Annotated in this window: 20 protein-coding genes and 2 tRNA genes; 4 read left to right on the top strand and 18 right to left on the bottom strand. The window is 55.5% G+C overall.

Annotation, left to right across the window (positions count from 1 at the left end; genetic code table 11):
• Positions 1 to 2: 2 nt before the first annotated feature.
• The 5 genes from infB to scpB form a co-directional block, all read right to left on the bottom strand.
• Positions 3 to 3,065: a translation initiation factor IF-2 gene (gene infB, locus AC1RSM_RS12715; RefSeq protein WP_492932899.1), complete on the bottom strand. Its 3,063-nt coding sequence runs from the start codon at positions 3,063 to 3,065 to the stop codon at positions 3 to 5.
• A gap of 67 nt (positions 3,066 to 3,132) precedes the next feature.
• Positions 3,133 to 4,617 carry a transcription termination factor NusA gene (gene nusA, locus AC1RSM_RS12710; RefSeq protein ID WP_492932898.1) on the bottom strand — a complete coding sequence of 495 codons (1,485 nt, stop codon included), beginning with the start codon at positions 4,615 to 4,617 and terminating at the stop codon, positions 3,133 to 3,135.
• Positions 4,614 to 5,105 (bottom strand): ribosome maturation factor RimP, encoded by a 492-nt coding sequence (rimP, locus tag AC1RSM_RS12705; protein ID WP_492932897.1) that lies wholly within the window; start codon positions 5,103 to 5,105, stop codon positions 4,614 to 4,616. The genes nusA and rimP overlap by 4 nt, the downstream gene beginning before the upstream one ends.
• 324 nt (positions 5,106 to 5,429) lie before the next feature.
• Positions 5,430 to 7,226, bottom strand: a complete 1,797-nt coding sequence (gene rluB, locus AC1RSM_RS12700) for a 23S rRNA pseudouridine(2605) synthase RluB (protein ID WP_492932896.1) — start codon at positions 7,224 to 7,226, stop codon at positions 5,430 to 5,432.
• 2 nt (positions 7,227 to 7,228) lie between these two features.
• On the bottom strand, positions 7,229 to 8,131 hold the full coding sequence (gene scpB / locus AC1RSM_RS12695) for an SMC-Scp complex subunit ScpB (RefSeq protein ID WP_492932895.1): 903 nt from the start codon (positions 8,129 to 8,131) through the stop codon (positions 7,229 to 7,231).
• Between the two features lie 72 nt (positions 8,132 to 8,203).
• Between scpB and AC1RSM_RS12690 the strand changes: the two genes are divergently transcribed.
• Both AC1RSM_RS12690 and AC1RSM_RS12685 read left to right on the top strand, forming a co-directional pair.
• Positions 8,204 to 8,280: transfer RNA gene (locus tag AC1RSM_RS12690), tRNA-Met, on the top strand.
• A gap of 831 nt (positions 8,281 to 9,111) precedes the next feature.
• Positions 9,112 to 9,188, top strand: a tRNA-Met gene (locus AC1RSM_RS12685).
• Between the two features lie 218 nt (positions 9,189 to 9,406).
• Here the strand turns inward: AC1RSM_RS12685 and AC1RSM_RS12680 are convergent.
• Entirely contained in the window at positions 9,407 to 10,369 is a 963-nt protein-coding gene (locus AC1RSM_RS12680; RefSeq protein WP_492932894.1) for a hypothetical protein, read from the bottom strand.
• Positions 10,370 to 10,509: 140 nt separating this feature from the next.
• Here AC1RSM_RS12680 and AC1RSM_RS12675 point away from each other — a divergent pair, with 140 nt between their 5' ends.
• A complete protein-coding gene (locus AC1RSM_RS12675) occupies positions 10,510 to 11,652 on the top strand; it encodes a GNAT family N-acetyltransferase (protein ID WP_492932982.1) in 1,143 nt (380 codons plus the stop codon).
• Between the two features lie 8 nt (positions 11,653 to 11,660).
• Here the strand turns inward: AC1RSM_RS12675 and phaR are convergent, their stop codons facing one another.
• The 5 genes from phaR to AC1RSM_RS12650 form a co-directional block, all read right to left on the bottom strand.
• Complete coding sequence (gene phaR / locus AC1RSM_RS12670; protein WP_492932893.1) at positions 11,661 to 12,203, bottom strand: polyhydroxyalkanoate synthesis repressor PhaR; 543 nt, start codon at positions 12,201 to 12,203, stop codon at positions 11,661 to 11,663.
• A gap of 63 nt (positions 12,204 to 12,266) precedes the next feature.
• On the bottom strand, positions 12,267 to 13,004 hold the full coding sequence (gene phbB, locus AC1RSM_RS12665; protein ID WP_492932892.1) for an acetoacetyl-CoA reductase: 738 nt from the start codon (positions 13,002 to 13,004) through the stop codon (positions 12,267 to 12,269).
• 130 nt (positions 13,005 to 13,134) lie between these two features.
• Positions 13,135 to 14,766 carry a PHA/PHB synthase family protein gene (locus tag AC1RSM_RS12660; RefSeq protein WP_492932891.1) on the bottom strand — a complete coding sequence of 544 codons (1,632 nt, stop codon included), beginning with the start codon at positions 14,764 to 14,766 and terminating at the stop codon, positions 13,135 to 13,137.
• A 142-nt stretch (positions 14,767 to 14,908) separates the two neighbouring features.
• On the bottom strand, positions 14,909 to 15,676 hold the full coding sequence (gene pgeF / locus AC1RSM_RS12655; protein WP_492932890.1) for a peptidoglycan editing factor PgeF: 768 nt from the start codon (positions 15,674 to 15,676) through the stop codon (positions 14,909 to 14,911).
• A complete protein-coding gene (locus AC1RSM_RS12650) occupies positions 15,658 to 16,623 on the bottom strand; it encodes an RluA family pseudouridine synthase (protein ID WP_492932889.1) in 966 nt (321 codons plus the stop codon). The genes pgeF and AC1RSM_RS12650 overlap by 19 nt, the downstream gene beginning before the upstream one ends.
• A 95-nt stretch (positions 16,624 to 16,718) precedes the next feature.
• On the opposite strand from AC1RSM_RS12650, the gene AC1RSM_RS12645 reads away from it, so the two are divergent.
• A complete protein-coding gene (locus AC1RSM_RS12645; protein WP_492932981.1) occupies positions 16,719 to 17,516 on the top strand; it encodes an outer membrane protein assembly factor BamD in 798 nt (265 codons plus the stop codon).
• 170 nt (positions 17,517 to 17,686) lie between these two features.
• Here the strand turns inward: AC1RSM_RS12645 and AC1RSM_RS12640 are convergent, their stop codons facing one another.
• The 7 genes from AC1RSM_RS12640 to AC1RSM_RS12610 all read right to left on the bottom strand — a co-directional run bounded on the left by AC1RSM_RS12640 (position 17,687) and on the right by AC1RSM_RS12610 (position 24,659).
• Complete coding sequence (locus tag AC1RSM_RS12640) at positions 17,687 to 18,367, bottom strand: TetR/AcrR family transcriptional regulator (protein ID WP_492932888.1); 681 nt, start codon at positions 18,365 to 18,367, stop codon at positions 17,687 to 17,689.
• Positions 18,368 to 18,417: 50 nt separating this feature from the next.
• Complete coding sequence (locus tag AC1RSM_RS12635) at positions 18,418 to 19,713, bottom strand: TRAP transporter large permease (RefSeq protein ID WP_492932887.1); 1,296 nt, start codon at positions 19,711 to 19,713, stop codon at positions 18,418 to 18,420.
• A gap of 2 nt (positions 19,714 to 19,715) precedes the next feature.
• The gene (locus tag AC1RSM_RS12630; RefSeq protein WP_492932886.1) at positions 19,716 to 20,216 is read right to left on the bottom strand and encodes a TRAP transporter small permease; all 501 of its coding nucleotides are present in this window, start codon (positions 20,214 to 20,216) and stop codon (positions 19,716 to 19,718) included.
• A gap of 26 nt (positions 20,217 to 20,242) precedes the next feature.
• Positions 20,243 to 21,235, bottom strand: coding sequence for a TRAP transporter substrate-binding protein DctP (gene dctP / locus AC1RSM_RS12625; protein ID WP_492932885.1), 993 nt, complete (start codon positions 21,233 to 21,235; stop codon positions 20,243 to 20,245).
• Between the two features lie 45 nt (positions 21,236 to 21,280).
• A complete protein-coding gene (locus AC1RSM_RS12620; RefSeq protein WP_492932884.1) occupies positions 21,281 to 22,606 on the bottom strand; it encodes an NAD(P)/FAD-dependent oxidoreductase in 1,326 nt (441 codons plus the stop codon).
• Entirely contained in the window at positions 22,603 to 22,968 is a 366-nt protein-coding gene (locus AC1RSM_RS12615; RefSeq protein ID WP_492932883.1) for an ethanolamine utilization protein EutQ, read from the bottom strand. Before AC1RSM_RS12615 ends, AC1RSM_RS12620 begins: the two co-directional genes overlap by 4 nt.
• A gap of 209 nt (positions 22,969 to 23,177) precedes the next feature.
• Positions 23,178 to 24,659, bottom strand: a complete 1,482-nt coding sequence (locus tag AC1RSM_RS12610; protein WP_492932882.1) for a SulP family inorganic anion transporter — start codon at positions 24,657 to 24,659, stop codon at positions 23,178 to 23,180.
• Positions 24,660 to 24,706: the final 47 nt, after the last annotated feature.

The raw sequence follows: 24,706 nt of genomic DNA, 5'->3' as shown, positions 1-24,706 counted from the left end.
AATTACAGTGTCCGGGCGATCTCTTTGATCTCGAAGATCTCAAGCTGGTCGCCCACTTGGATGTCGTTGTTACCGCGCAGCGTGATACCGCAATCGAAGCCGGAACGCACTTCTTTGGCATCATCTTTAAAGCGGCGCAGGGATTCCAGGTAACCGCTCCAATGGACAACGTTGTTACGCAGCAAGCGAACTTGCGAGTCGCGGCGCACCACACCTTCGGTGACCATACAACCGGCAATATTACCGATGCGCGACACGTTGTAGACTTCGCGAATTTCAACCATACCGATGATCTCTTCGCGCTGCTCAGGAGCCAGCATGCCGGACAGAGCCGCTTTGACCTCGTCAACCGCATCGTAAATGATGTTGTAGTAACGCAGATCAATACCGTTGGCTTCGGCCAGTTTCTTGGCACTTTGCTCGGCACGCACGTTAAAGCCGATCACCACCGCGTTGGAGGCAATAGCCAGGTTGACGTCGCTCTCGGAGATGCCACCCACAGCGGCGTGTACAACCACCACGCGCACTTCGTCGGTAGACAGCTTGACCAGCGACTGCACCAGTGCTTCTTGCGAACCCTGTACGTCGGTCTTGATGATGAGCGACAGCGTTTGTGTGCCTTCGCCCAGGTTGTCGAACATGGATTCCAGCTTGGCGGCCTGTTGACGCGACAGTTTCACGTCACGGAACTTGCCTTGACGGAACAGTGCGATTTCACGGGCTTTACGCTCGTCAGCCATCACAACCAGTTCATCACCTGCGGCAGGCACTTCTGTCAGACCTTGGATTTCGACCGGAATCGAAGGACCCGCGGAGCTGAGCGACTTGCCTGTTTCGTTCAACATGGCACGAATACGACCGAAGGATGCGCCAACCAGCACGCTGTCACCACGGTTCAAGGTACCGCTTTGAACCAGGATGGTAGCGACAGGACCACGGCCCTTGTCCAGACGGGCTTCAATCACGGTGCCTTTGGCAGGTGCGTCGACCGGTGCTTTCAATTCCAGCATTTCGGCTTGCAGCAGAACGTTTTCCAGCAGCTCGTCAATGCCTTGGCCGGTTTTGGCCGACACAGGAATAAAGGGCACATCGCCACCGTATTCTTCTGGCACCACTTGCTCGGCAACCAGTTCTTGCTTGACGCGTTCCGGGTTGGCTTCAGGCTTGTCAATCTTGTTGATCGCAACCACCAGCGGCACGCCAGCGGCGCGAGCATGGTGAATCGCTTCACGTGTTTGAGGCATCACACCGTCATCGGAGGCCACAACCAGGATAACGATGTCCGTTGCCTTGGTACCGCGAGCACGCATGGCCGTAAAGGCTTCGTGACCGGGGGTGTCCAGGAAAGTGGCGGTGCCACGATCGGTTTTAACGTTGTACGCACCAATGTGCTGAGTAATACCACCGGCTTCGCCCGAGGCGATCTTGGCGCGACGGATGTAGTCCAGCAAGGACGTTTTACCGTGGTCAACGTGACCCATCACGGTAACCACTGGAGCACGCGGCTTCAGTTCGGCGTCGTTCTGAGCATCGGTATCGACCAGGAAAGCTTCCGGATCATCCAGCTTGGCAGCAATGGCTTTGTGCCCCAGCTCTTCGACCAGAATCATGGCCGTTTCTTGGTCCAGAACCTGGTTGATGGTGACCATCTGGCCCAATTTCATCAAATGCTTGATGACCTCGGCGGCCTTGACGGCCATCCGGTGAGCCAGATCGCTGACCGAAATGGTTTCAGGCACGTGTACTTCACGGGCGATAAATTCTGCCACTTGTGGTTCGCGACGCTCGGCTTGAGCGTTACGGCCACCACGGCCACCCTTGCCACGACCTGCCTTGGCGTTGGCTTTCCAGCCTTCGCGACCACCACCGGCACCGGCCGACGCTACATCAGCCTTGGAAGGCTGCTTTTTGCGGCTGGCATCGCTGGTCCAACCAGGCGTGGTATCAGTCTTGACGGGTTTGCCAGGTACTTTTTCAGTCTTGGCGCCCTTCACGTCTTTTTTCACAGCGCCCTTGGCGCCAGTCTTGCTGTCAGCCTCGGGCTCAGGAGCACGCAAGACCTTACGAGGACGGTTCAACATATCGCGCAGGGCAGCGGCTTCAGCCTCTGCAGCCTTACGGGCGCGATCACGATCCTGGTCTTGCTCCAAATCGGCGGCAACAGGCGGAATTACCGGGCCACGCGCAGCACGGCGCTGGCTAGTAGGCGGCGCGGCCATATCCCGAGGTTTTCCAGTCGAAGTGGGCGTCTTAGTCCCTTGAGGGTGCTGATTTTTATTCACAGAGTTAGATGGACGGGCGTCGTTTACAGATTTAGTAGGTTCCACGGGCTTTTCTTGGGCCTGAGGAGAGGGAGCCGAATCGGCCTGTTCCTTGGCAGGAGCGGCGGCGGCTTCGGATGGCTCCGGTGCAGCAGTTGCTTCTTCCTGAGGCTGTGGCTCGGGTTGGGCTGGGCTTTCCTGTGCAGCGGATACGGGCTGGGCAGGAGCGGCAGGTGCAGGCGCGGGCTCAGCAACAGGAGTCGTTTCGGGCGCAGCAACCACTTCGGGTTCAGGCTCTGGCTTGGGCTCAGGCTTGGACTCGACGGGTGCTTCGACCTTCACAGGTGCCTCGGGCTGGGCTGCAACTGGAGCAACGGGCTCACTGGCAGGCGCGACAGGCGCCTGTTCAGCAGCGGGTTGCTCCTGCTGGGCCGCTTGGGCCTGAGCAGCTTGCTCCCGGGCATTTTCCTGCGCCAATGCCGCATTGGCTTCTGCCACCAGCTCGGACGGATCACGCTTTACAAACACACGTTTTTTGCGTGTCTCCACCTGAATTGTGCGGGAGCGACCCGATCCGTCATCTTGACGGATCTCCGATGTTTGACGGCGAGTCAGGGTGATTTTATTCCCCTCCTGACTGCCGTGCGAACGGCGCAACGATTCAAGCAGCTTCGCCTTATCCGAATCAGTGATGGCGTCATCAACTGATTTGAGCTCAATACCTGCGCTACGCAACTGCTCTAGCAGAACATTCGCAGGCATTTTCAGTTCTTGAGCGAACTGGGCGACAGTGTTACTCGACATTCGACTCTCTCTTGCTTTACTACAACTATTCTTAATGAATACAACGCGCGGGACCTAGCTAGACATATCAGGCCTCGTCGTCAAACCAGTGGGCACGGGCACGCATGATCAGATCGCTAGCCTCTTCCTGGGCCAGGCCTGTCATCTCGGACAGCTCGTCCGTTGCCAGTTCCGCTAGTTCATCCAGCGTTGTAATCTCGTTTTCGGCCAAGACGGCGATCAACTCAGGCGTCATGCCCTCGATTCCAGCCAGTTCTTTAACCGCAGTCTGTACCAATTCTTCTTTGGCAATGGCCTCGCTCAACAAAGCATTGCGGGCGCGGGCACGCAGCTCATTGACGGTTTCTTCGTCAAAGGCTTCGATGTCCTGCAGTTCCTGCATAGGCACGTAAGCGATTTCTTCCAGACCGGTAAATCCTTCATCGATCAGAATATCGGCCACGGCTTCATCCACATCCAGTCGGGACATGAACGTAGCGCGCAATTCTTCGCGCTCTTCGTCCTGACGGTTCTGGCTTTCTTCCGGGGTCATGATATTGATCTGCCAGCCAGTGAGCTCGGAGGCCAGACGCACGTTCTGACCACGCGAACCAATCGCTTTGGGCAGGTTTTCTTCGTCTACCACCACGTCCATGGCGTGCTTGTCTTCGTCCACCAAAATGGATTCGACATGAGCCGGTGCCAAGGCACCGATTACAAACTCGGCTGGGTCATCAGCCCACAACACGATATCGACCTGTTCGCCGCCCAGCTCGTTACGGACTGCAGTAACGCGCGAACCACGCATACCGACACATGTACCGATGGGATCGATACGTTTGTCGTAAGCAATAACGGCGATCTTGGCGCGCACACCGGCATCACGTGCAGCAGCCTTGATTTCCAGCAGACCCTGTTCGATTTCAGGAACTTCGTTCTCGAACAGTTCTTTAATAAAGTCCGGAGCGGTACGCGACAAGATGACCTGTTGGCCACGAGCGGCGTAATCCACTTTTTGTACCCAGGCGCGAACGCGGTCACCCACACGGATATTTTCCTTGGGGATCATTTCCGAGCGTGGCAGGCGCGCTTCGATCTTGCCCATTTCGATAATGGCATCGCCCTTATCCATGCGCTTGACCGTACCCGAAACAATGGTTTCACCACGTTCCAGGAAGTCGTTCAGTACTTGTTCGCGTTCAGCATCGCGGATTTTTTGCAAAATCGCCTGCTTGGCAGCCTGAGCACCAATACGGCCAAACTCGATAGGCTCGAGCGGCTCTTCGATGTAATCGTCCACTTGCAGTTCGGGATCGATTTCCTGGGCGTCCGACAGCATTTCCTGCTTATCAGGCTCTTGCAGGCCGGCCTCATCGGGCACGACCAGCCAACGCCTGAAGCCTTCGTGGGCGCCAGTTTCCCGGTCAATATCCACACGGATATCAACGTCTTCCTTGAAGCGCTTTTTCATGGCCGAGGCCAGGGCGCTTTCAAGCGCACTGAACACGACATCACGCGCTACAGATTTTTCACGCGCCAGCGCATCGACCAGCAATAGAATTTCGCGACTCATCGCTTCTTACCCTTGAAATCAAGAACGGGATCCAATTTGGCACGATCCACCTGGTCATAGGTGAATTCGACCTGCGTCAGCTTGCCCGATGCTTCGTCCAGTTCCAGCCTAAAAACGGTATCCAGCGGAACACTAGCCGGTAGCGCTCCCTCAGGAGCGTGGAGCGTACCCACAAATAATTTCCGATTGTCGACTGCTTCGTGCAGGCGCACCTGCACCCGCTCACCCGCAAAACGCACGTAATCGCCAACGCGCAACAAGGGGCGATCTACCCCTGGCGAAGTCACTTCCATGCGTGTGTAGTCCACGTTTTCGACCTCGAAAACGCGCGATAGTTGTTTAGACACCCATTCACAGTGTTCGATACGTACCCCTTCCGGGTGATCGATGACGATGCGTAACAAGCCAAGCGGCGCACGCTCCACGTCCACCAGTTCGTACTCGGTACCCGCCAGGGTCTCTTGTGCCAAAGCTAGAATGTCTGCCATAAAATCCAAAAAAAATGGGCTGTACGCCAGCCCATGGTCACCATGCTCACTTGAAGGTCAAGCGTGCCCTGGTCTTGCGCATTGCCAGCGTTCAAACGGGGGTAGTTGCAGGCGCAACCGAACCGGATGATCCAAGCGGCCTTTACCGGGAAAGGCCGGACTATTCGCTGGCGCGCAGCATCAAAAAAGACCCAGCCGACACAAACGTCTCTGAGCCAAGTTCTATATTCTACCAGAAAACCGGAAAATACGTGCATTCACACGAGCTTACAGGCCCAAACCGCAGGGTTCGGGCCACAAACTCAAAGTCCGTGTGACTTGGCCTTAACGACGCCCGCGTCCCAGGTGGGACTCGTGGGCTGCCGAGCTCGCCGGTTGCCAGTCATCATCACGACGGCTGGTGCGACGCACCACAGTCGTTTTCTTGACCTGAACCTTGGGAGCCTGGCCAGCACCGGCACGATCGCCAGCACCACGGCGCGCAGAGGGGCCGCGCCCTTCCTGAGCCCCACGCGGCTGGTCACCACGAGCAGGGCGGCGGCCATTGTGGACACGCGCGCCGTCTTGTGGACGGCTTTCTTGAGCACCACGACCTTCTGGCGAACGCCCTTCCGAGGAACGGCCACGCTGCTGAGGACGACCGCCTTGACCGGAGCGAGGAGCGCCACGTCCATGAGCGCCCGGCTCACGATGCGCACCGTGTTCACGGCGACCACCATCGGGATGGCCATTGGCCAGACCACCGCTGATGAACAAAGCACCACTGACAGATTCATTGACCCGCACATTATTGGACGTCCGTCCGCGGCCACTGGCCACACGACCGCCTCGGCCCATACGGGCACCGCTCAAGCCATTGTGTTCCAAAGTACCAAAACCGGGAGGCAAAGCACTGTCATGCGACAGAGGCTGACGCTCGCGACGCTGGTTAGAGCCCTCTTCGTCCGACTCTTTCATCAGACCCAGGCGCAGCATGAAGGCCACTACCAAATCGGCATCCAACTCTTCCCAGCGACCACGGCGCACGCTCTTGGGCAGACCCACATCACCAAAGCGGGTGCGGATCAGACGGCTAACCGTCACGCCCATTGCCTCGAACATGCGACGTACTTCGCGGTTACGGCCTTCGTGAATTGTGACGCGATACCAACGGTTACTGCCTTCGCCACCCAAAAACTCGATCGCGCCGAACTTGGCCAAGCCATCTTCCAGCTGCACGCCATCACGCAGAGTCTGCATTTGGTCTTCGCTCAGCTCACCCAGCACGCGCACCGCATATTCACGTTCGGCGCCATAGCGGGGGTGCATCATGCGATTGGCAATATCACCGGAGGTTGTGAAGATCAGCAGACCTTCCGTATTCAAGTCCAGACGGCCAACGGACAGCCACTTGCCCACTTTCAAGGAAGGCAAACGACCAAAGACAGTGGCACGGCCCTCAGGATCATCATGGGTGACGATTTCGCCAGCCGGTTTGTGATACAGAATGACGCGCGGCGGACGCTTGGCATTGGCACGATTGACCAACTGACCATTAATACGCACTTTATCGTCCGCACTAACACGCTGACCAATGTGAGCTGGTTCACCGTTGACAGACACTCGGCCCGCCACAATCAGCTCTTCCATATCGCGGCGCGAACCGATACCGGCCTCAGCCAGCACCTTGTGCAATTTAGGTTGCACCAAATCACTGCCCATGTACTTGCCCAGACGCTGCGACAAACGGTTTTGCTTGTCCAGGTGGCTGAAGGCAATATCGTCATCCCCATCCAGCACCACAACAGGAGCGTCGTCAGCAGGATTGTTGTAACGAGGGGAAGATGTGGGACGCTTGCCAGCAGCACCACCCTGCGCAGCAGGACGACGACCATTGGCCGCTACCGGTTTGCGACGGCTCTGGCTCTGTGGACGGGCTGGGCGAGCCTTGGCTTCGCCAGGAGCGGCAGCCTGAGCTTCTTCGCCTTGGCGGGGCGCAGACTCTTGCACCGCATCGCCGCGACGACGACGGAACGGGGTACGCAACTTGCGACCCTGGCCCTTGGCGCGTGGATTTTTCGGATCGGCCGCGCCGGAGGCGTCGGGCATAGAGGCTGTGTTCGTCTCGTGCGAATCAGTCATTTTTAATCATTTACTCCAGAGTTTTTTATTTCTTCCGGATCCTGTGGTTCTAATAGGCCAGCCGTAGCCTGGGCCTCATCTATAGGGTCCGGTGTCGTATTCACTTCAGCTTGTTCGGATTGCGACGGCTCCGTATCGGTAACCGTCTCAAGAAAATCGGTCTGACTGCCTGGCACAGCGTCCAATTCGGACTCCGGCTCAAGCTCGGTAAAGGGAGTCTGTTCAGACCCCATACTGACTTCTAAAGCAGCGCCCTGCTCTGCTTGTTGTTCTTCTGCTGGCTCTTGCGCCTCTTGCATTGCTGGCTCAGCCTGCTGCTGCGCATCTAGTACCTGCTCCTTGAGCAAGGCCGCTTGCCCGTCAGGCAAAGAGGCCAGCGCATCCAGGGAATCCAAGGACTCCACAGAGGGCAGTTCATCCAAAGAGCGCAAACCCAGATCATTCAGAAACTGGCGGGTCGTACCCAATAAAGCGGGACGGCCTGGAGCATCACGGTATCCCAACACTTCGATCCAACCCCGATCTTCCAGGGTACGCACAATTTGCGTGGAAACGCTGACGCCACGGATATCTTCAATATCACCACGGGTTACGGGCTGCCGCCAGGCAATAATTGCCAAGGTCTCCAGCACGGCCCGCGAATACTTGGGCGCACGTTCCAGATTCAAGCGGGACAAAAAGACCTGCATGGCCGGGCGACTTTGAAAACGCCAGCCCGAAGCAACCTGGACCAATTCCAGGCCACGCTCTTTCCAATCCAGTTGCAAGATAGCCAGATATCGGCGCAGATCATCCGCGCCAAGCGGCGGAGAGACAAACATTTTGCGCAACTCGGCGCTGTTCATAGGCTGCTGCGCACACAGCAAAGCCGTCTCCAAGACTCGGATTATTTCACTTTCAGTCACTGCTGGGAAGCCTCACTTACTAGCGGTACTTGCATAAAACGAAAATTCCATGTTAATATTTACTTTCTCTGGCGCGGGGTGGAGCAGCATGGTAGCTCGTCGGGCTCATAACCCGAAGGTCGTAGGTTCAAATCCTGCCCCCGCAACCACTAGCCAGAACTGCTTAGCAGATACATCGAAACAGCCAGCCATTACGTGCTGGCTTTTTTGTTGCCCGCTGTTTTGAATAGCAGCAGCCTTGCCCGAAAAATTAAATGCCAATCCTGCGGACAGCACACGCAGGGCCGCAACCATCACAACACGCACAGCGGCAAACGCGGCAGTAGCCACAACAGCACCCGCCTGTGCCGACGCCTTGAACCAGGCACCCACAAAACCACCACCCGCAACGCTTGCAGCACGCACGGCGACACAGCCCTGGCTCACACCAGAAAAGGCTGCACTAATAACGAGCAAAAGGTTTGTGTAAGCACACATGCTGATGATGAGTATGTCCGCAAGCCCTAACGGACTGGGTTGAATTGGCGTTTCTAATTCAAGAACGCGAAAACCGCACAACAACTTTTGGGGCAATAACTGATCGGGGCAGTACAGGTCTACATTGTCAAATGCCAACATCAAGGCACGAAGGACCACAGCATGGGTCATCGATTGCCTAAACCTGAAGTAGAGCCAGAAACAGAGAAATTCGTTTGCCGGGACATCCCGCCTAGTGGGGAGCCGACTGCCATTACAGCTAGATGCCAGACCATCAAGATCTGGTCGCTATACAGGGAGCCGCTTGCGCGTTTGAACTATTAGAAATGCCAATCCGGCTGAACCTGTAAGCACAAGCCTTATTACACCATTGCGACCGGCAAGACGCAAGAAAATTGAAGGACCGATTTATCTACCTATTTCGGCCATAAAGCGAATAAAAGCGAAATAAACCCGAAACACTATGTACATAATCAGAAATCATGTTATAGTTACTTTTCTGACGCGGGGTGGAGCAGCATGGTAGCTCGTCGGGCTCATAACCCGAAGGTCGTAGGTTCAAATCCTGCCCCCGCAACCAAATTTAAAAGACCGTCGCTTATGCGGCGGTTTTTTTTCGTCTAGCTTTTAGGCGCTCGCCTAATATGCGGCTCACAACGCGATGGGCTCTTTGCAAGACTCGGGCACGCTATGTGCCCCGAGCCAAGCCCGCAGATCTTTGAAGGCAGCAGCATTCTTCATGCTGCACGCCATAAAAGCACTGCAAGACCAAAACAAGCCAATAAGAATTAGCGCCGACTATTGCAATGCGGCAGCCTTGCGAGAACTCAGCAAGTGCAAGCCAGATCGCAGGTAATCGCGCAACCAGACATACGCCGCGGGAACTTCCCCTGTATCGAACCTGGCTTGCAGGCTCAGGCCAGACAGCAATTGACGCACTTGCTTCACAGACAAGCCCGACTCAAGATGCGCCACAGACCAAGGCGGATCCATCTTGATGTCCAGTGACAAACGCCCATCAGGTGTGGGCAGTTGAGCGATAAATGCCAGCAAGGCATCGCGACTGTCCCGGTCTGCCACCGAGTCAGGCATAAGCTGTACAGAACTGCGTGCGGCTAACAGAGCCTTCTCAATGCCAGGGCGCGGGTCCTCGTACCTATCCATGTTTAGTACCACTGCGGGCATAATCATGGACTGAATCAGGCTTTGATTATCCAGGTACAGACTCAGACTTTTAAGTTGCGCCTGTTCAAAATCGTCCATGCTCAATGCACGCCCTGCTGCCGCTTCAAGCCCCAACTGCGCTTGAACACGAACCTCGCGCAGGGACTGGCTACGCAGCCGAGCCTGTTCCAGGTACAGTTGCGCCGAGGCCGAATCCCACCGATATTTAAGGGAAAAATCCATCGGCTTAGCTTGCAGACGCATCACGTAGTCTTGCGCCGGCATCTGCCCCGTCAAAATATAAATGCCGCTTACCGCTAACTCCATAGACGAAGGAATTTCTTGCTGCTCGGAAGTTGTTGCTAAACCCGCATCACGTAAAACCAACTCGTCAAAGGCCAACAACATCAAGGAAGAACCTGTCGACCATTGAGCGTTCTGAACTCGACAAACCCCATCCTCGTCCTGCATCTGTAGCTCGGTACCAGACTGCGGCTGCAAAGCGACATAGTTACGCAAATACTCGCAGGCAGGCCCTGCTTGAGCGGAACCCGCCAGCACCATCATGACACCCAGCGTCAAAGCAATTTTCTTCATGAATTCCTCATATTGGGCGAGCCTTGGCAACAATGCCGAATAAGCCTTCCCTTTGCATGAAACGCTGGCTAGTATACAAAGCCGCCAGGGCCTATACCCAGCCCCTGTTTCAAGATGGTTTTTTCGACGCCCCTATTGCCATGGTCAGCACTGAACCGATCCGATTTTCACTTTGCACAGAACTGAGCCAGCTCGACGCGGGACACTGGGACGCACTATCCGGCCATCACCTCTTGCTCAGCCATGCTTTTTTGGCAAGCTTGCATGAAACCGGTTGCGCCACTCAGCGCACAGGCTGGGCGCCACATTACCTGTTGATGCATCGCGGACAGGATCTGTGTGGTGCCGTGCCGCTGTACCTGAAGCACCACTCTCGGGGAGAGTACGTGTTTGACCAAGGCTGGGCCCAGGCCTATCAGCGCAATGGACTGGACTACTACCCCAAGCTGCTCTGTGCCATTCCCTTTACGCCTGTCAGCGGGCCACGCCTGTTGGCTCGTACTCAGGAAGATCGCGTTCTATTGGCCCGGCAACTCATCCAGCTGACGCAGAGCAACCAGTTGTCCTCTGTGCATGTCCTGTTCCCGAACCCAGACGACATGCAGGCGCTGGAGCAGGCTGGTTTTATGATTCGCCACGATGTGCAATTTCACTGGCAGAACCAGGACTACACGACGTATGACGATTTTCTGGCTTCCCTGACCCAGCAAAAACGCAAGAAAATGCGGCAGGAAAGCCGCAAGATTCACGAGCACGGCATCGTGTTTGAGCACAAGCAAGGCCAAGCCATTGCGTCTGAAGACCTGGATTATTTCTATCAATGCTATGCCAATACCTACCAGGAACGTGGTCAGCACCCGTATCTGAATCGGGACTTTTTTGCTCATCTTCATAGCCAAAGACCAGAGGCCATGATTTTGATTCTGGCTCGGCAAGAGGGGCGGAACGTCGCTTGTGCCCTGTCGCTGAGCGACGGACACTCTTTATACGGGCGCTATTGGGGCTGTACACAGTACGTTCCAGGGCTGCACTTTGAAACCTGCTACACCCAGGCGATTCAGTTCTGCATTGCGCAGCAACTACGCTTTTTTGAGGGCGGTGCTCAAGGAGAACACAAGCTGTCACGCGGGCTTTTGCCCACGTCAACCTGCTCCGCACACTGGATTGCCGATCCGCGTTTTGCCCACGCGATCGAAGAGTTCCTGCATGAAGAAGCGGGCCATGTGGCCCGCTATCAGGAAGAGCTAAGCAGCCACACCCCGTTTAAAACGCTGGCAGGCTAAAAAAAAGATCAGTCTTTTTTGTCTTTACCGGGCGGCACAAAGGGAAAGACCGAAAACATTTGCCGAGTCTGATCCTGCATCTGGTCTTGCATCTGCACGAACAGGTTTTTGCTTTGATCTATATAGCTGTTCATGACTGTTTGCATGACCGGTGCTTGTACACTCATGAACTGCGCCCAGGCCTCCGGGCCAAACTGCCCGCCGTACATGCCTTTGGACTGCTCGGTCATGCGTTCCTGAATTTCCATGAAAGCCTGGATATTCTTTTCCAGATACGAGCCCATCACCCCCTGCATGGCATGGCCATAAAAGCGGATGATCTGCATCAGCACCGGGGTCGAGAACATGGGAATCCCCCCGCTTTCTTCCTCAAGAATAATCTGCAACAGAATACTGCGCGTCAGGTCCTCGCCGCTTTTGGCATCGACGACCGCGAAGTCCTCTGCTGACAGCACCAGCTGCTTGACATCGACCATGGTGATGTAAGCGCTGGCCTGCGTGTCGTACAAACGACGGTTGGGGTATTTCTTGATGAGTCGAGGAGATCCCATGCTGGTGCTTACTTCCTAATCAATAAAACAAAAACAAACGAAATGCACAGCGGTGAGCCAGAATTAGCTCATGTGCAAACCGCCGTTCAAAGAGAAATCTGCGCCGGTAGCAAAGCCCGAATCGCCCGATGCCAGCCAGGCCACCATGGAGCCGATTTCATCCGGTGTGCCCAGACGGCCAACCGGAATGGTTGCCACAATTTTCTCCAGAACATCGGGACGAATCGCACGCACCATGTCCGTACCAATATAACCGGGGGAAATAGTATTGACCGTCACCCCCTTATTGGCAACCTCTTGTGCCAAGGCCATGGTAAAGCCGTGAATACCGGCTTTGGCCGTGGAATAGTTGGTTTGGCCAAACTGTCCTTTTTGCCCATTCACCGAACTGATATTGATGATGCGCCCAAACTGACGCTCTACCATGCCATCAATCACTTGCTTGGTCACGTTAAACAGGCTGTTCAGGTTGGTATCGATCACACTGCGCCAATCTTCCTGGCTCATTTTACGGAAGGTGCCGTCACGCGTAATGCCCGCATTATTGACCAGCACATCGACACGGCCAAAGTCACCAAACACCTTTTTAAAGGTTTCGACGGTGGAGTCCCAGTCGGCCACGTTGCCTACCGAGGCATGAAACGTGTAGCCCAGATCAGCCTGCTCGCCTAACCATTTTTGGAAATCACGATTAGGCCCGCAACCGGCAATCACGGTAAAACCGTCCTTGGCCAGACGCTGACAAATGACTGTCCCTATCCCTCCCATACCACCTGTTACGTAAGCTACTTTGCTGCTCATAGACCTCTCCTGATAGGGGTGACAAAGCTCGAATCCCGCCCTTGGCCTGGGCTTGTTTAAAAAGCCAACACCGGGACTCAGGAAGCAGGCTGATCGCCCGTTCTTCCAATCCTGATTAATTTGATAATGCTTAGCTGGCGCGCACTTTTACGTAGCTGCCCGGTGCCTCTTCCAACACCGGGTAACGGGGATGACCCAGACGGCGTTTGGCACGGCGGCGCGAGCCGGACAAGGGAGTCAACCAAGCGATCCAGTCCGACCACCAGCTTCCGGGAACGGACTGGGCCCGCTCCATGTACTGCTGTGCGTCCAAAGTGGCGACCGGCTCACCGTCTTGCAGCACCCAGTAATTACGGCGCTGTTTGGCTGGCGGGTTGATCACGCCAGCAATATGCCCGGACGCCCCCAATACAAAGCGATGCTGAGCCGCAGGCAAAGCCCGCAGCGAAGCGTAGGCAGACTGCCAGGGCACGATATGGTCCTCTTTGGAGCCATACAGATACACAGGCAAGTCCAGGCGGCTTAGATCCGCACGATGTGCACCCACAGGCACGCCACCATCCTGGATCAAGCGGTTTTCCAAATAGGTATTGCGCAAGTACCAGGTAAAGAAGGGGCCGGGCAGATGTGTGCCATCGGAGTTCCAGTACAAGAGGTCAAAAGCCGGCGGCTTTTTGCCTTGCAAGTAATTGCTGTTGACGTAGTTCCAGACCAGCTCGGCAGGCCGCAAAAAGGAAAAGGTACTGGCTAGTTCACGCGCATTAAGTAAACCGCCCTGCCCCAGTTGCCATTCACGAAACGCAACCTGGGCTTCGTCAATAAAGACGTTCAGCATGCCTACGTCCGTGAAGTCCAGCATCGTAGTCAGCAAGGTCATGGATGCGGCCGGGTCCTGGCCTTTGTCGCGCGCCAGTGCCAAGGCACTGGCCAGCAAGGTGCCACCAATACAAAAGCCCAGCGTATTAATTTTTTCCTGCTCAGACAGCTCCTGGCTGACGCGAACCGCCTCCAGCACCCCCTGCTCCAGATAGTCCTGCCAACCCAGATTCTGGATATGGGACTCGTCGTCTGGTTGTGGATTACGCCAGGACATCAAATACACCGTCATCCCCTGATCCAGGGCGTGGCGTACAAAAGAGTTCTCGGGCTGCAAGTCCAGAATGTAGAACTTGTTGATGCAAGGGGGGACAATCAGCAAGGGCACCGCATGCACCATGCTGGTGGTGGGGGTGTATTGAATCAGCTGAAAAATATCGTTCTGAAACACCACGGCGCCAGACGTGGTTCCCACGTTCTGGCCAAGCTGAAACTGGCTCTCGTCCGTCTGGGTCATGCGCCCTTTTTGCCAGTCGTCCATGAAATTGGACATACCCTGCAGCACAGACTGGCCGCCGGTCTCCATCATGGTCTGCAAGGCCTGGGGGTTGCACATCAGATAATTGCTGGGCGACATGGCCTCGGCCCACTGCATCATGGAAAAGCCCAAGCGCTCGCGATGAGCTGGCTCCAGATCCATCTGGTCCAGCATCTCGTTCATGGCCTGAACGCTGAGCTGCCAGATATGGGCATTGAACAAAGCGTTGGGATTGTTTTGCCAGGCAGCATTCGCAAAACGGCGATCTTGCGGCGGCGGCAGAGCACCACGCTGAGCCTGATCCCACAAGTCTTGCCACTGCTGCATGTAACGAGCCTGAAGTTCAGCACAGCGGGCGGCATCCATCGGTTTGCCAAAACCTTGAAAAGCGCGGTTATTACTCGACATCTGCCACCTGTAAACGAATTGCAAATACGCTTAGAGCATGACGTTCGTAACAAAACCAGTCAATTGGGGTAATTAATTAGGCTGATACGCCAATAGGCAGAAGCAAAGATCCAGTATTGGTCTTTAGCAGGAGCAAAAAACCTTACGCAGCGCCCAAGCGAGCAATGGTCGCCTGCCGACCCGTTAAGGGCGAGCGTCGGTAGGAATAAAACACATCATCTTGTTTAAATGTGCACAAGCCACTTAAATGCACGGTCATCTTACCGGGGCAAAGTTGCTCTAATCGATGGCGCGCTATTCCCGGTAAATCAGCCTGCCATTTACCGGGGCGCTGGCCGGGAATAAAAAAGGCAGCCAATGAGGGGTTGGGCAAGACATAGGCATCAAAGACCTCCTGCCCCACCTCAAAATGCGCCTGGCTGATGGCAGGCCCTATCCAGGCTTGCCAGGACTGAGCCTGGGGGCAACGTGCCGACATGGCCTGCCAGGTTCGCTCCAGCACACCGGCCTGAAGGCCGCGCCAACCAGCGTGTGCCACGCCCAGCACCTGAGCTTGATCGTCCCAGATCACCACGGGCAAGCAATCAGCCGTCAAAATCGCCAGGCTACGGTCTTGGCGCGTGGTCACTGCGGCATCGAACTGCCGTGGCGCATCCGGCAAAACGTCCTGATCGGCATCCAGCACATCCGTACCATGTACCTGCGCCAGCCAGATCGGTTCTGACCCCAGGGAATCAGCGACACGTTGGCGATTACGCTGCACCCGCTCCGGCTCATCGCCCGTATTCAGACCCAGATTCAGACTGTTGCGCTCATGCTGGCTAACGCCGCCCGCACGTGTCGTACAAAAATAAAGCAGCCCCGCTTGTTCGGGGCCGCTAACAGAAGGGATCAGCGTTGAGTGTGCCATTCGATAGTCTCTACAACAGACTGATAGTCAGACGGAGGGGCTGCCGAAAAACGGCGACGCTCGCCCGTATCAGGATCATCAAACTCCAAGACATGGGCATGCAACATTTGACGCTGAGCACCTGCCACCGTCCGCCCACCATATAAGGTATCGGCCAGCAGCGGATGCTTGATCGAGCTTAAATGCACACGAATCTGGTGCGTGCGGCCTGTCTCCAGACGGCAGGCCACTTCCGTTACCGCCTCTTCGCCCAGATACCCCTGACGCAGCATCTCATAGTGCGTCAAAGCATTTTTGGGGGCGACAGCCGGGCCAGCACTCATTCGAACCGGTACGCGCAGATCACGTCCGATAGGGGCATCCACGGTGCCCTGCCCAGGCAAGACGCCATGCACCAACGCCAGATACTGGCGTCCCATGCTACGCTCTTGCAGTTGTCGGACAAAGTGAGTTTGAGCGACCTCTGTGCGGGCCACTACCAGCAAGCCAGAGGTGTCTTTGTCCAGCCGGTGTACAACACCGGCACGGGGCACCTGTCGCAAATTGGGAAAGCGAAACAGCAGGCCATTGAGCAAGGTGCCGCGCCAGTTACCGGCTCCAGGATGTGTCACCAAACCCACGGGTTTGTTGACGACCAACCAGGAGTCGCTTTGGGCCACAATCTCAAAGTCCACGTCATCGGGCTCGAAAGCCATGTCCTCGGGAGCTTGTTGCTCCCAGACCAGCACGGTGTCACCGGGGTAAACCGTATGCTTGACCTTGACGGCCTGGCCGTTAACGAGAACATGCCCGCTCTCGACCCAGGACTGTAGACGGCTGCGCGAATGCTGCGGCAATAAACGCGCTAAAGTCTTGTCCAGTCGGTCTGGAGATGCAGTAATGGGAAGGATAAAACGCAGTGCGTCAGAAGAAACAACACTATCTTTTTCAGTATCTGTGTCAGGCATGGCGACAAATCATATAATTGAGCAGCAATGCTAACACCAAGGACGCTTTTGTGACTCGCCTGAACCTGAACTTGCCACGCATTCGTGGTACCAAGCTGGCCCACGTAGCCGCGTTAATGCTGGCTGCCACTTTGCTTGCTGGCTGCGGCACGACCAAAAAAGAAGTTGACCCGACCTCGGGCTGGACGGCCGAGCGCTTGTATAAAGATGCCCGCGAAGAAATGTCGGCTGGCAACTGGAAAGATGCCCGCGCCCGTTTGGAAGCGGTCGAGTCCCGCTATCCCTTTGGCACTTTCGCGCAACAATCGCTGATCGACCAAGCCTACATCAACTGGAAGGACGAAGAGCCTGCCAAAGCCTTGGCCGCCATTGATCGCTTTCAAAAGCAATACCCCAGCCACCCCGGTACAGATTACATGCTGTACCTGAAGGGGCTGATTTCGTTTACGCCTCCTAGCGCGGCCTTGTCGAACATCACCAAACAAGACCCCAGCGAGCGTGACCCCAAAGGTCTGCGCGAATCCTACGAGGCATTTAACGAACTACTGCAACGCTACCCTGACAGCCGCTACGCGCCCGATGCCGCCAAGCGCCTGACCTGGTTGGTGAGCACGATTGCCCAGAACGAAGTGCACGTCGCCGAGTACTACTACAAGCGTGGTGCCTATGTGGCTGCGGTGAACCGTGCCCAAGCCGTGATCACGGACTTCAAAGGCGTGCCTATTGCAGAACGCGCCCTGTACCTGATGTATCTGTCCTACGACAAGATGGGTCAGACCGATCTGCGTGACACCACCAAGCGTGTGATGGACCAGAACTTCCCTGATTCGAATTACTTCAAGGATGGTCTGTCCGTTAAGGTGAACTACTGGAACCCCATTAACTGGTTCTAAGCCTAGTGGCATTCGCCCCGGCAGGGACATGGGCTTGTTTGGTCAGGCTGGCAGTAAGCGCTAGACAAGCAAGCCACAAAGAAAAAGGCCGAATCCAATGATGGATTCGGCCTTTTTCTTGCCTGCTTCATATTGATATTTCTAAGCCCATAGACCTTGCTGTCGTATAGTCACTCAGTTTTCTGGGCGTTGTTCTGCTGCAAACTGTACATACGTTCTGCAAAGGCCTTGGCTTTAGCCGGATCAATAGGCTGACCGCTCAAGATCTTCATGGTGTCGTCCAGATACACCATGCGGTCCTGCAGATTTTCTTGCAAGCCGATCAAGTAATACCCAATCTGACAAAAGTAGGTAGTACGCGCCCGAACCTGGGCCTCAATCGCTTCAATCCCCATACGACGAAAGAAACTGGCCAGGGCCTCCATACAGGCTTTATCCGCCCGCACGACCGCCTGACGCACACGCTCCGAGCGCCTGGCCCAATCGCGCATGGCCATATCCAGACCGGGCTCAAAACGGGATACATCCAGCCAGGTGGAAAACAGGGACAACATGCCATCCTGCAAATTGTCCACATCCTCCAGTGCCAGCATGGTGGAGCGCATATTCTTTTGCTCCCAAAATCCCACCAGTCCGTCCAGCAAATCGTCCCGGTCTTTGAAGTGCCAATAAAAGCTGCCACGTGTCACGGCCATGACTTGAGCCAGACGGGTAATCCGAACTGCCTCTACCCCTTCGCGCATAAACAGGCGAATGGCTGCCTCCAGCCAGTCCGCCCGTGTCAAATGCACATTCGGCTCAGTCAGAGCTCCCGCACGGGCCACGCTTTCAATCAGTTCCTTATCGCTCATATCACCTGCTTGTCGAGTCGCTTTAGTCGCCAAAGTATAACGGCGCTCCTCTATAACAGGCCCAGCATTCGTGGAAACGCCAAGGAGACGGCGGGCACGAAAGTGGTAATCAATTGAATCGGAATAGCCACAAACACAATCATGGCAATGGCGGGGCCAAAAGAGCGATGCACAGCGACTTTGCTGATGCGGCAAGACATGTACAGCACAGGGGCCATAGGCGGGCTGTTGGAGCCAACAATGACCGCACAAGCCACGATGGCGGCAAACTGCACCGGATTGACGTCCGCTACTCCCACCAAAGGCAAGAGCAAGGGGGCCACCACCACCGTCAGCGACACATCGTCAATAATCATGCCCACGACAATCAGAAAAACGTTAACCATCAAGAGAATGCCGATCGGGCTATCCACCAGACCCGTCACAAATGTCGTCAAATCCTGCGGCACACCCTGGGCCACTAAAATCCGCCCAATAAGAAACGAAAACAGCAGGATCAGAATGACCGTTCCCGTGGTTTCAGCCGTGCGTACAAAGCTGGTACACAGTTTGCGCAGAGTCAGTTCGCGGTACACAAAACACCCGATACCAATCACCAGCACCACGGCAACCGCAGCAGCTTCCGTTGGCGTAAACACGCCGCCATAAATACCACCCAGAATCAACGCTGGAATACAGAGGGCCGGGACCGCATACAACAAGGTTTTGAGGGAGGAACGACGATCTTTCTGATCTACTTCGGGTGCTGGCAGCTCCTTGAACCAGCGTCCTGCCACCACATAATTGAACAGAATCAAACCGACCATCAAAAGCATGCCCGGGCCGATGGTGGCTGCAAAACAAGCCACAACTGATTGCTGCGTCACCACGGCGAACAAAATCATGGTGATGGACGGCGGAATCAAAATGCCCAGCAAAGAGGAAATTCCCAGCAAGGCAGCCGAATACTGACGCGGATAGCCACGCTGCTCCATCGGGTCCACCAGGATCGTGCCTATCGAGGCAACCGCAGCCGAGGCCGTGCCTGAAATCGCCCCGAACACCCCCGACGCCAGCACCATGCTGGCACCCATACCGCCCCGGCGATTTTTCACCAGCATTTCCGCAAAGCCCACCAGACGATGAGCAATGCCCCCGGCCTGCATCAAGTAGCCCGCCATAATAAACAGCGGCAAGGCCAGCAAGACAAGGGAGTTCAAGGAACGAAAGCCTTGCAGCATCAAGGTGTTCAGATTGACGTCATACACCAGCGTCAGCATCAAAAGCGTACCGGCAAAAGACCAGGCCACCGGCACACCGACGCCCAGGAGGAACAAGAGCAAGAGAACAGAGAATCCCGCATGCATAATTAATGGCCTCCACGGCGCAAGGCCATCAAAGACTGATACAAATCGCGCAGCGCATACAACAGGCTGCCTGCCGCATTCAAGCCAATTGCCATTTGTGGCACCCAGATTGGGATGCCCAGCTCCGGCATGGTGGTCGAGAAGCGCGAGCCCCACATGAACATGCGCAAGGTCCAATAGGCGAAGGCCGCCACAATCACCAGTACCAATATCGAAACGATGAAACGGTGAATGTCCCGCGCCCTGGGCGTGCGCAAACGATGCGACAGATAATCCACCACCAGATGCTGACGCGACTGGCTGGCAATCAGCGCCCCGGTCATATAAAGCCAGATCGCAGCCACCATCACGATGGTATGTACACCGGTAGCCGGCCAATTCAGGTAATAACGAGCCGCGACCACATAGGCCAGGCCCGCCGCCACCACAATGCTGGACGCAATGGCCAGCCATTCCAGGGCGATCAAGGCCGGGCCGCGCCTAATCGGAATGTCCTCACTCATGGTCATACTCCCTTGATCCAAGGTGTTTACTGAAGAGCCGAGGCATTTTTCTCGATATGCGCCATGATGCCCTCGCCTACCTCTGCTCGCATCGCCGGCCAGACCTTGGCGCGCACCTGCGTACCCAGCTCTGCCAACTGATCCTTATCGAGCTCGATGTACTGCTTGCCTAGGGCTTTCCATTTTTCAACGATGGCATCATCCGCCACTTGAGCACTCGCAAACTGCTCTTCCATGATGGTGAGGGCAGATGCCTCCACGACGTTCTGATGCTCGGGCGACAAGGCTTCCCAGGCTTCCAGATTCATGGACAGCACGCCGGTGATGAACTGCTGCTTGCTGCGCACGTAATAATCCAGCGTGTCGCGAAAGTACTCGTAGTCGTAGAAGATGACGTTGGCCGCATCCCCATCGACCACACCGGTCTGAATAGACGTAAACACTTCGCCCCAATCAATGGCCGCCGTCTGATAACCCATGGCTTGCACGGACTGCTGCATCATGGAGATAGGAGGCACACGCACTTTGATGTTTTTGGCTCCCTCTACCGTCAGAGCATGTTTGCCCTTGGTCGCCACCCCGTTAAAACCTTCCGGCCAGGCACCAAAAAACTTCAGACCGTTTTCTTTGTAAATCCCACCCAAGGTTTCATTGAGCCAGCCGCCGGGTTTATAGGCGGCCAAGGCCTGCTCCCAGGTGGTGAACATATAGGGGGTGTAGATCACCGCAATGCGTTTGTCGTAAGACGTCATGGGCCAGTTCAGCATCAACTGCACATCCCCGGCGACGTGCTGGTCAAACACTTCCTCCTGCCCACCCAGCTGATTTTGATAGAACACTCGTGGTGCCACCGCCCCTTGGGTTCCCTCCTTGATCAAGGAAGCCCACTTTTCAATGGCCGCGCCACTGGGTGAACCTTGCGCCCCCGAGTCCGTCGCAATGCGCATGGTTTGTGCGGACACGGTGGCCGCGCTCAGGCTGAACATCACCGTCAGCAATGTCTTGCTCAACAATTTCATAACTCCTCCTGGGTATTTTTTAAATTTCTTGTTCAATAATCTGTACTAAGCTTCTGCCCGGTGCCGCCACAACTCCCAACCCAAACGAGCCCGCACCCCTACATCCAGAAATGGACGCGGTGGCAAAGCATCAGGTTCTCCCAAGGCCTGCATCTCTTGAATCAAAGGGTTGTCCAATCCACAAGCCAAATCGGCCACCAGCATGCCGGAGATGGTGCCTTTGGTCAGGCCCACCCCGTTTTGACACACGGCGGAATACACATGCGGCGCCACCTGCCCAAAACCCGGTGCACCATTACGGGATAAGCAGATAAAGCCAGTCCAAGTGTGTTCCATCTCTACGTTCTTCAGATTTGGGAAGCGCTCGTCAAACAGGGTTTTGTGTTCGATGCGAACCCGCCGACGACTCTCATCATCACTGAGCAGATTGGGCGCGTAAGTCATATGCTGACGAATCAAAATGCGCTGATCATTGGTGCGCCGCATGGTGATGCCCACAAACGCATTGGCAGGAGTCAGACCCCAGCTAGGCAAACCGCCCAGTTCGCGCTGTTCACTTTCAGTCAGGCAGCGGGTCAAGCTGGCATGAGCGGCCATAGGCATCAACTTGCCGCTGTAAAAACCAAACTGTTCCGCAAAAACGTTAACGGCCAAAATCATCTTGCCTGCACGCACCTTGCCGCCCGGTGTTTCCAGCGTGACACCATCGCCCTGCTCTAAAGACAAAACCGGTGTTTTTTCATAAACAGTGACATTGGCGGGCATATTGTCAGCCAGGCCACGGGACAAACCTGCCGGGTTCAGCAGCACGGTGCCGGGGGTGTAAATGCCGGTGCGAAAATGCGTAAAACCCAGCTTGTCATGCAAGGCTTTGCCGTCCAGCCACTCATAGGGCTCTTTCAGGGACTCCAATACCTGACGGGTCGGCTTCAAGGTTTTCTCTACCCCCTCCTGCGACACGGCAGCATGGAACTTACCGATCGGGCTCCAATCGCACTTGATGTCGTAGCGCTCCACCTGAGTTTTCAGATAAGCGATAGCGGTACGTGCCAAACGTAGATGCGAGCGCGCAGCATCCAGCTCCCCCATGGAACTGCCCACGTTATGAGGACTATCAATTGCGAAACCTGAATTCCGACCCTGGGCACCCTCCCCAACCAGGTCCGCTTCCAGCACCACAATGCTGTCCCCAGGGCGGTTCTCTGCCAGGCGACGCGCAGCGGCCAGACCCGCCAAGCCGCCCCCGACAACAACCCAATCCGCCTGCACATCTTGAGTCAGTGCTGCGTTGGGAGTACGAGGGGCCAGCAAGCGGCTCCAACCGTTGGTCTTATCGTTCTCGGGAAGCTGTTTGATTCTTTTTACTGTCATGCAGCCGCCCTGGCGCTGGCCCAGTTACTGGGGTGCAAGCAGTAATGGATCAGGGCGGATTCCGCCTCGTAGATCAAGGGCGTGCCAGCAGGCAACCAAATGCAATCCAAAGGCCCCGCTGTCAACACGCCTTGCGGCGTGTGGATATTGACGCTGCCCTCAATCACCGTAACGACCTCGTCATACAACACGGTCCATTCAATCCGGGCATTGCTCAGACGGGCATAACCGGCGCTCAGAGGGGTGCCATCCTGTTCCCCGACAATCTCCGCCAACTGCGCCATCTCCGGTTTTTCCTGTCGGGGCTGGAACGCCAGATCAGCAAAACGCATCACCCGAGGCAAGGTCTTTTCAATAGTCATTAGGATCACCAAACACAAGTGGATTTAGAACATACATATCTGTATGTGGTGATAATAAAGAGCCAAATTTGAGGCGTCAATGCAGTGGGAGATGGGGATTACCCTGCGTTCAGGTCGGCAATTGGTTTAAACCTGAATGGTTTTCTGAGGCGCTGCTGGGGAACTGAAGTGGCAAAAAAAACCGGAGTACGTGACTCCGGATTTTTGAATTAATGAAGGTTCACGTAGCCCGTGCTGTCTTTCCTGGGGTAATACGCGAACTTCTCCACCAGCGTGGTGCTGCTGTCATCCAGACCTAATACCTCGACATGGGCACCGCCACGGCGCAGCTTGAGCACTACCCGGTCCAAAGCCGCGACCGAGCTTAAGTCCCAAAATCGTGTTTGACTGACATCAATGCAGATGCGCGCCACAGGTTCTTGGTAATTGAACTGAGTCGCAAAGATTTCAGACGATGCAAAAAACACCTGTCCCAGAACAACATAGGTACGCGTCTGTCCGTCCGGACTAAGACTGGAGCTGACTTGAAGGATGCGGCGCACCTTGTGAGCAAAAAACACGCCGGAAAATAACACGCCCGTGAGCACGCCTTTAGCCAGATCATGTGTTGCCACAGTGACAACAACAGTTGCCAGCATAACCACGCTGGATGTTTTGGGATGCGTCACCAAGTCTTTGATTGAGCCCCAATTAAAGGTACTGATAGAGACCATAATCATCACGGCAACCAAGGCAGCCATGGGGATCTGTGCAACCCAGTCTCCCAGAAAGACGACCAGAATCAAAAGCACCACCCCTGCCGTCAAGGTGGATAAACGGCCACGGCCACCCGACTTCACGTTGATAACGGACTGACCAATCATGGCGCAACCTGCCATGCCTCCTACAAAGCCAGTCGTAATGTTGGCGATACCTTGACCCACGCATTCTCGGTCCTTATTGCTGCTCGTATCTGTCATATCGTCCACGATCGTGGCCGTCATCAAAGACTCAAGCAGCCCGACTACACAAAGCGTAGCCGAGTACGGAAGAATGATGGTCAGCGTCTCCCAGCTCAATGGAACCTGCGGAATCAGGAAACTGGGCAAGCTGTCGGGTAATGCTCCCATATCGCCAACGGTACGAATATCCAGCCCCAAAACCATATAGGCGACACTCAAGACCACAATGGCGACCAAGGGCGAAGGGATAGCTTTGGTGAGATACGGCAGCCCATAAATAATCACCAGTCCAGCCGCCGTCATGGCATAAACCGGCCAGCTTACGTTGGTCAGCTCGGGCAATTGAGCCATAAAAATCAAAATGGCCAAGGCATTAACGAAGCCGGTTATCACCGAGCGAGAGACAAACTGCATGAGCTGGCCCAGACGCAGAAACCCGGCCAACATTTGCAGGATGCCCGCCAGAATAGTCGCAGCTAAGAGATAGTCCAGCCCATACTCTTTTACCAGCGTCACCATCACTAAGGCCATCGCGCCGGTCGCCGCCGAAATCATTCCAGGTCGCCCCCCCACAAAAGCAATCAACGTGGCAATAGAAAACGATGCGTACAGACCAACTTTAGGGTCCACACCTGCAATGATGGAGAAAGCGATGGCTTCAGGAATGAGTGCCAAAGCCACCACCAGGCCCGCCAACAAGTCACCCCGAACGTTAGAGAACCACTCCGTTCGAATTTTTTCAATAAACATAGATACACCACCCTTGGCAAAAAAGGGATAGACGCGCCCACAAACCC

It is taken from the genome of Alcaligenes sp. GW821-FHT11D07 (genome assembly GCF_058808495.1).
This window is presented reverse-complemented; position numbering and strand designations above follow the sequence as displayed.

What these genes read in the sequence shown, in the direction of transcription:
- infB (WP_492932899.1), bottom strand. Translation starts at nt 3,065, where the DNA reads ATGTCGAGTAACACTGTCGCCCAGTTCGCTCAAGAACTGAAAATGCCT.
- nusA (WP_492932898.1), bottom strand. Translation starts at nt 4,617, where the DNA reads ATGAGTCGCGAAATTCTATTGCTGGTCGATGCGCTGGCGCGTGAAAAA.
- rimP (WP_492932897.1), bottom strand. Translation starts at nt 5,105, where the DNA reads ATGGCAGACATTCTAGCTTTGGCACAAGAGACCCTGGCGGGTACCGAG.
- rluB (WP_492932896.1), bottom strand. Translation starts at nt 7,226, where the DNA reads ATGACTGATTCGCACGAGACGAACACAGCCTCTATGCCCGACGCCTCC.
- AC1RSM_RS12680 (WP_492932894.1), bottom strand. Translation starts at nt 10,369, where the DNA reads ATGAAGAAAATTGCTTTGACGCTGGGTGTCATGATGGTGCTGGCGGGT.
- AC1RSM_RS12675 (WP_492932982.1), top strand. Translation starts at nt 10,510, where the DNA reads ATGGTCAGCACTGAACCGATCCGATTTTCACTTTGCACAGAACTGAGC.
- phaR (WP_492932893.1), bottom strand. Translation starts at nt 12,203, where the DNA reads ATGGGATCTCCTCGACTCATCAAGAAATACCCCAACCGTCGTTTGTAC.
- phbB (WP_492932892.1), bottom strand. Translation starts at nt 13,004, where the DNA reads ATGAGCAGCAAAGTAGCTTACGTAACAGGTGGTATGGGAGGGATAGGG.
- AC1RSM_RS12660 (WP_492932891.1), bottom strand. Translation starts at nt 14,766, where the DNA reads ATGTCGAGTAATAACCGCGCTTTTCAAGGTTTTGGCAAACCGATGGAT.
- pgeF (WP_492932890.1), bottom strand. Translation starts at nt 15,676, where the DNA reads ATGGCACACTCAACGCTGATCCCTTCTGTTAGCGGCCCCGAACAAGCG.
- AC1RSM_RS12650 (WP_492932889.1), bottom strand. Translation starts at nt 16,623, where the DNA reads ATGCCTGACACAGATACTGAAAAAGATAGTGTTGTTTCTTCTGACGCA.
- AC1RSM_RS12640 (WP_492932888.1), bottom strand. Translation starts at nt 18,367, where the DNA reads ATGAGCGATAAGGAACTGATTGAAAGCGTGGCCCGTGCGGGAGCTCTG.
- AC1RSM_RS12635 (WP_492932887.1), bottom strand. Translation starts at nt 19,713, where the DNA reads ATGCATGCGGGATTCTCTGTTCTCTTGCTCTTGTTCCTCCTGGGCGTC.
- AC1RSM_RS12630 (WP_492932886.1), bottom strand. Translation starts at nt 20,216, where the DNA reads ATGAGTGAGGACATTCCGATTAGGCGCGGCCCGGCCTTGATCGCCCTG.
- dctP (WP_492932885.1), bottom strand. Translation starts at nt 21,235, where the DNA reads ATGAAATTGTTGAGCAAGACATTGCTGACGGTGATGTTCAGCCTGAGC.
- AC1RSM_RS12620 (WP_492932884.1), bottom strand. Translation starts at nt 22,606, where the DNA reads ATGACAGTAAAAAGAATCAAACAGCTTCCCGAGAACGATAAGACCAAC.
- AC1RSM_RS12615 (WP_492932883.1), bottom strand. Translation starts at nt 22,968, where the DNA reads ATGACTATTGAAAAGACCTTGCCTCGGGTGATGCGTTTTGCTGATCTG.
- AC1RSM_RS12610 (WP_492932882.1), bottom strand. Translation starts at nt 24,659, where the DNA reads ATGTTTATTGAAAAAATTCGAACGGAGTGGTTCTCTAACGTTCGGGGT.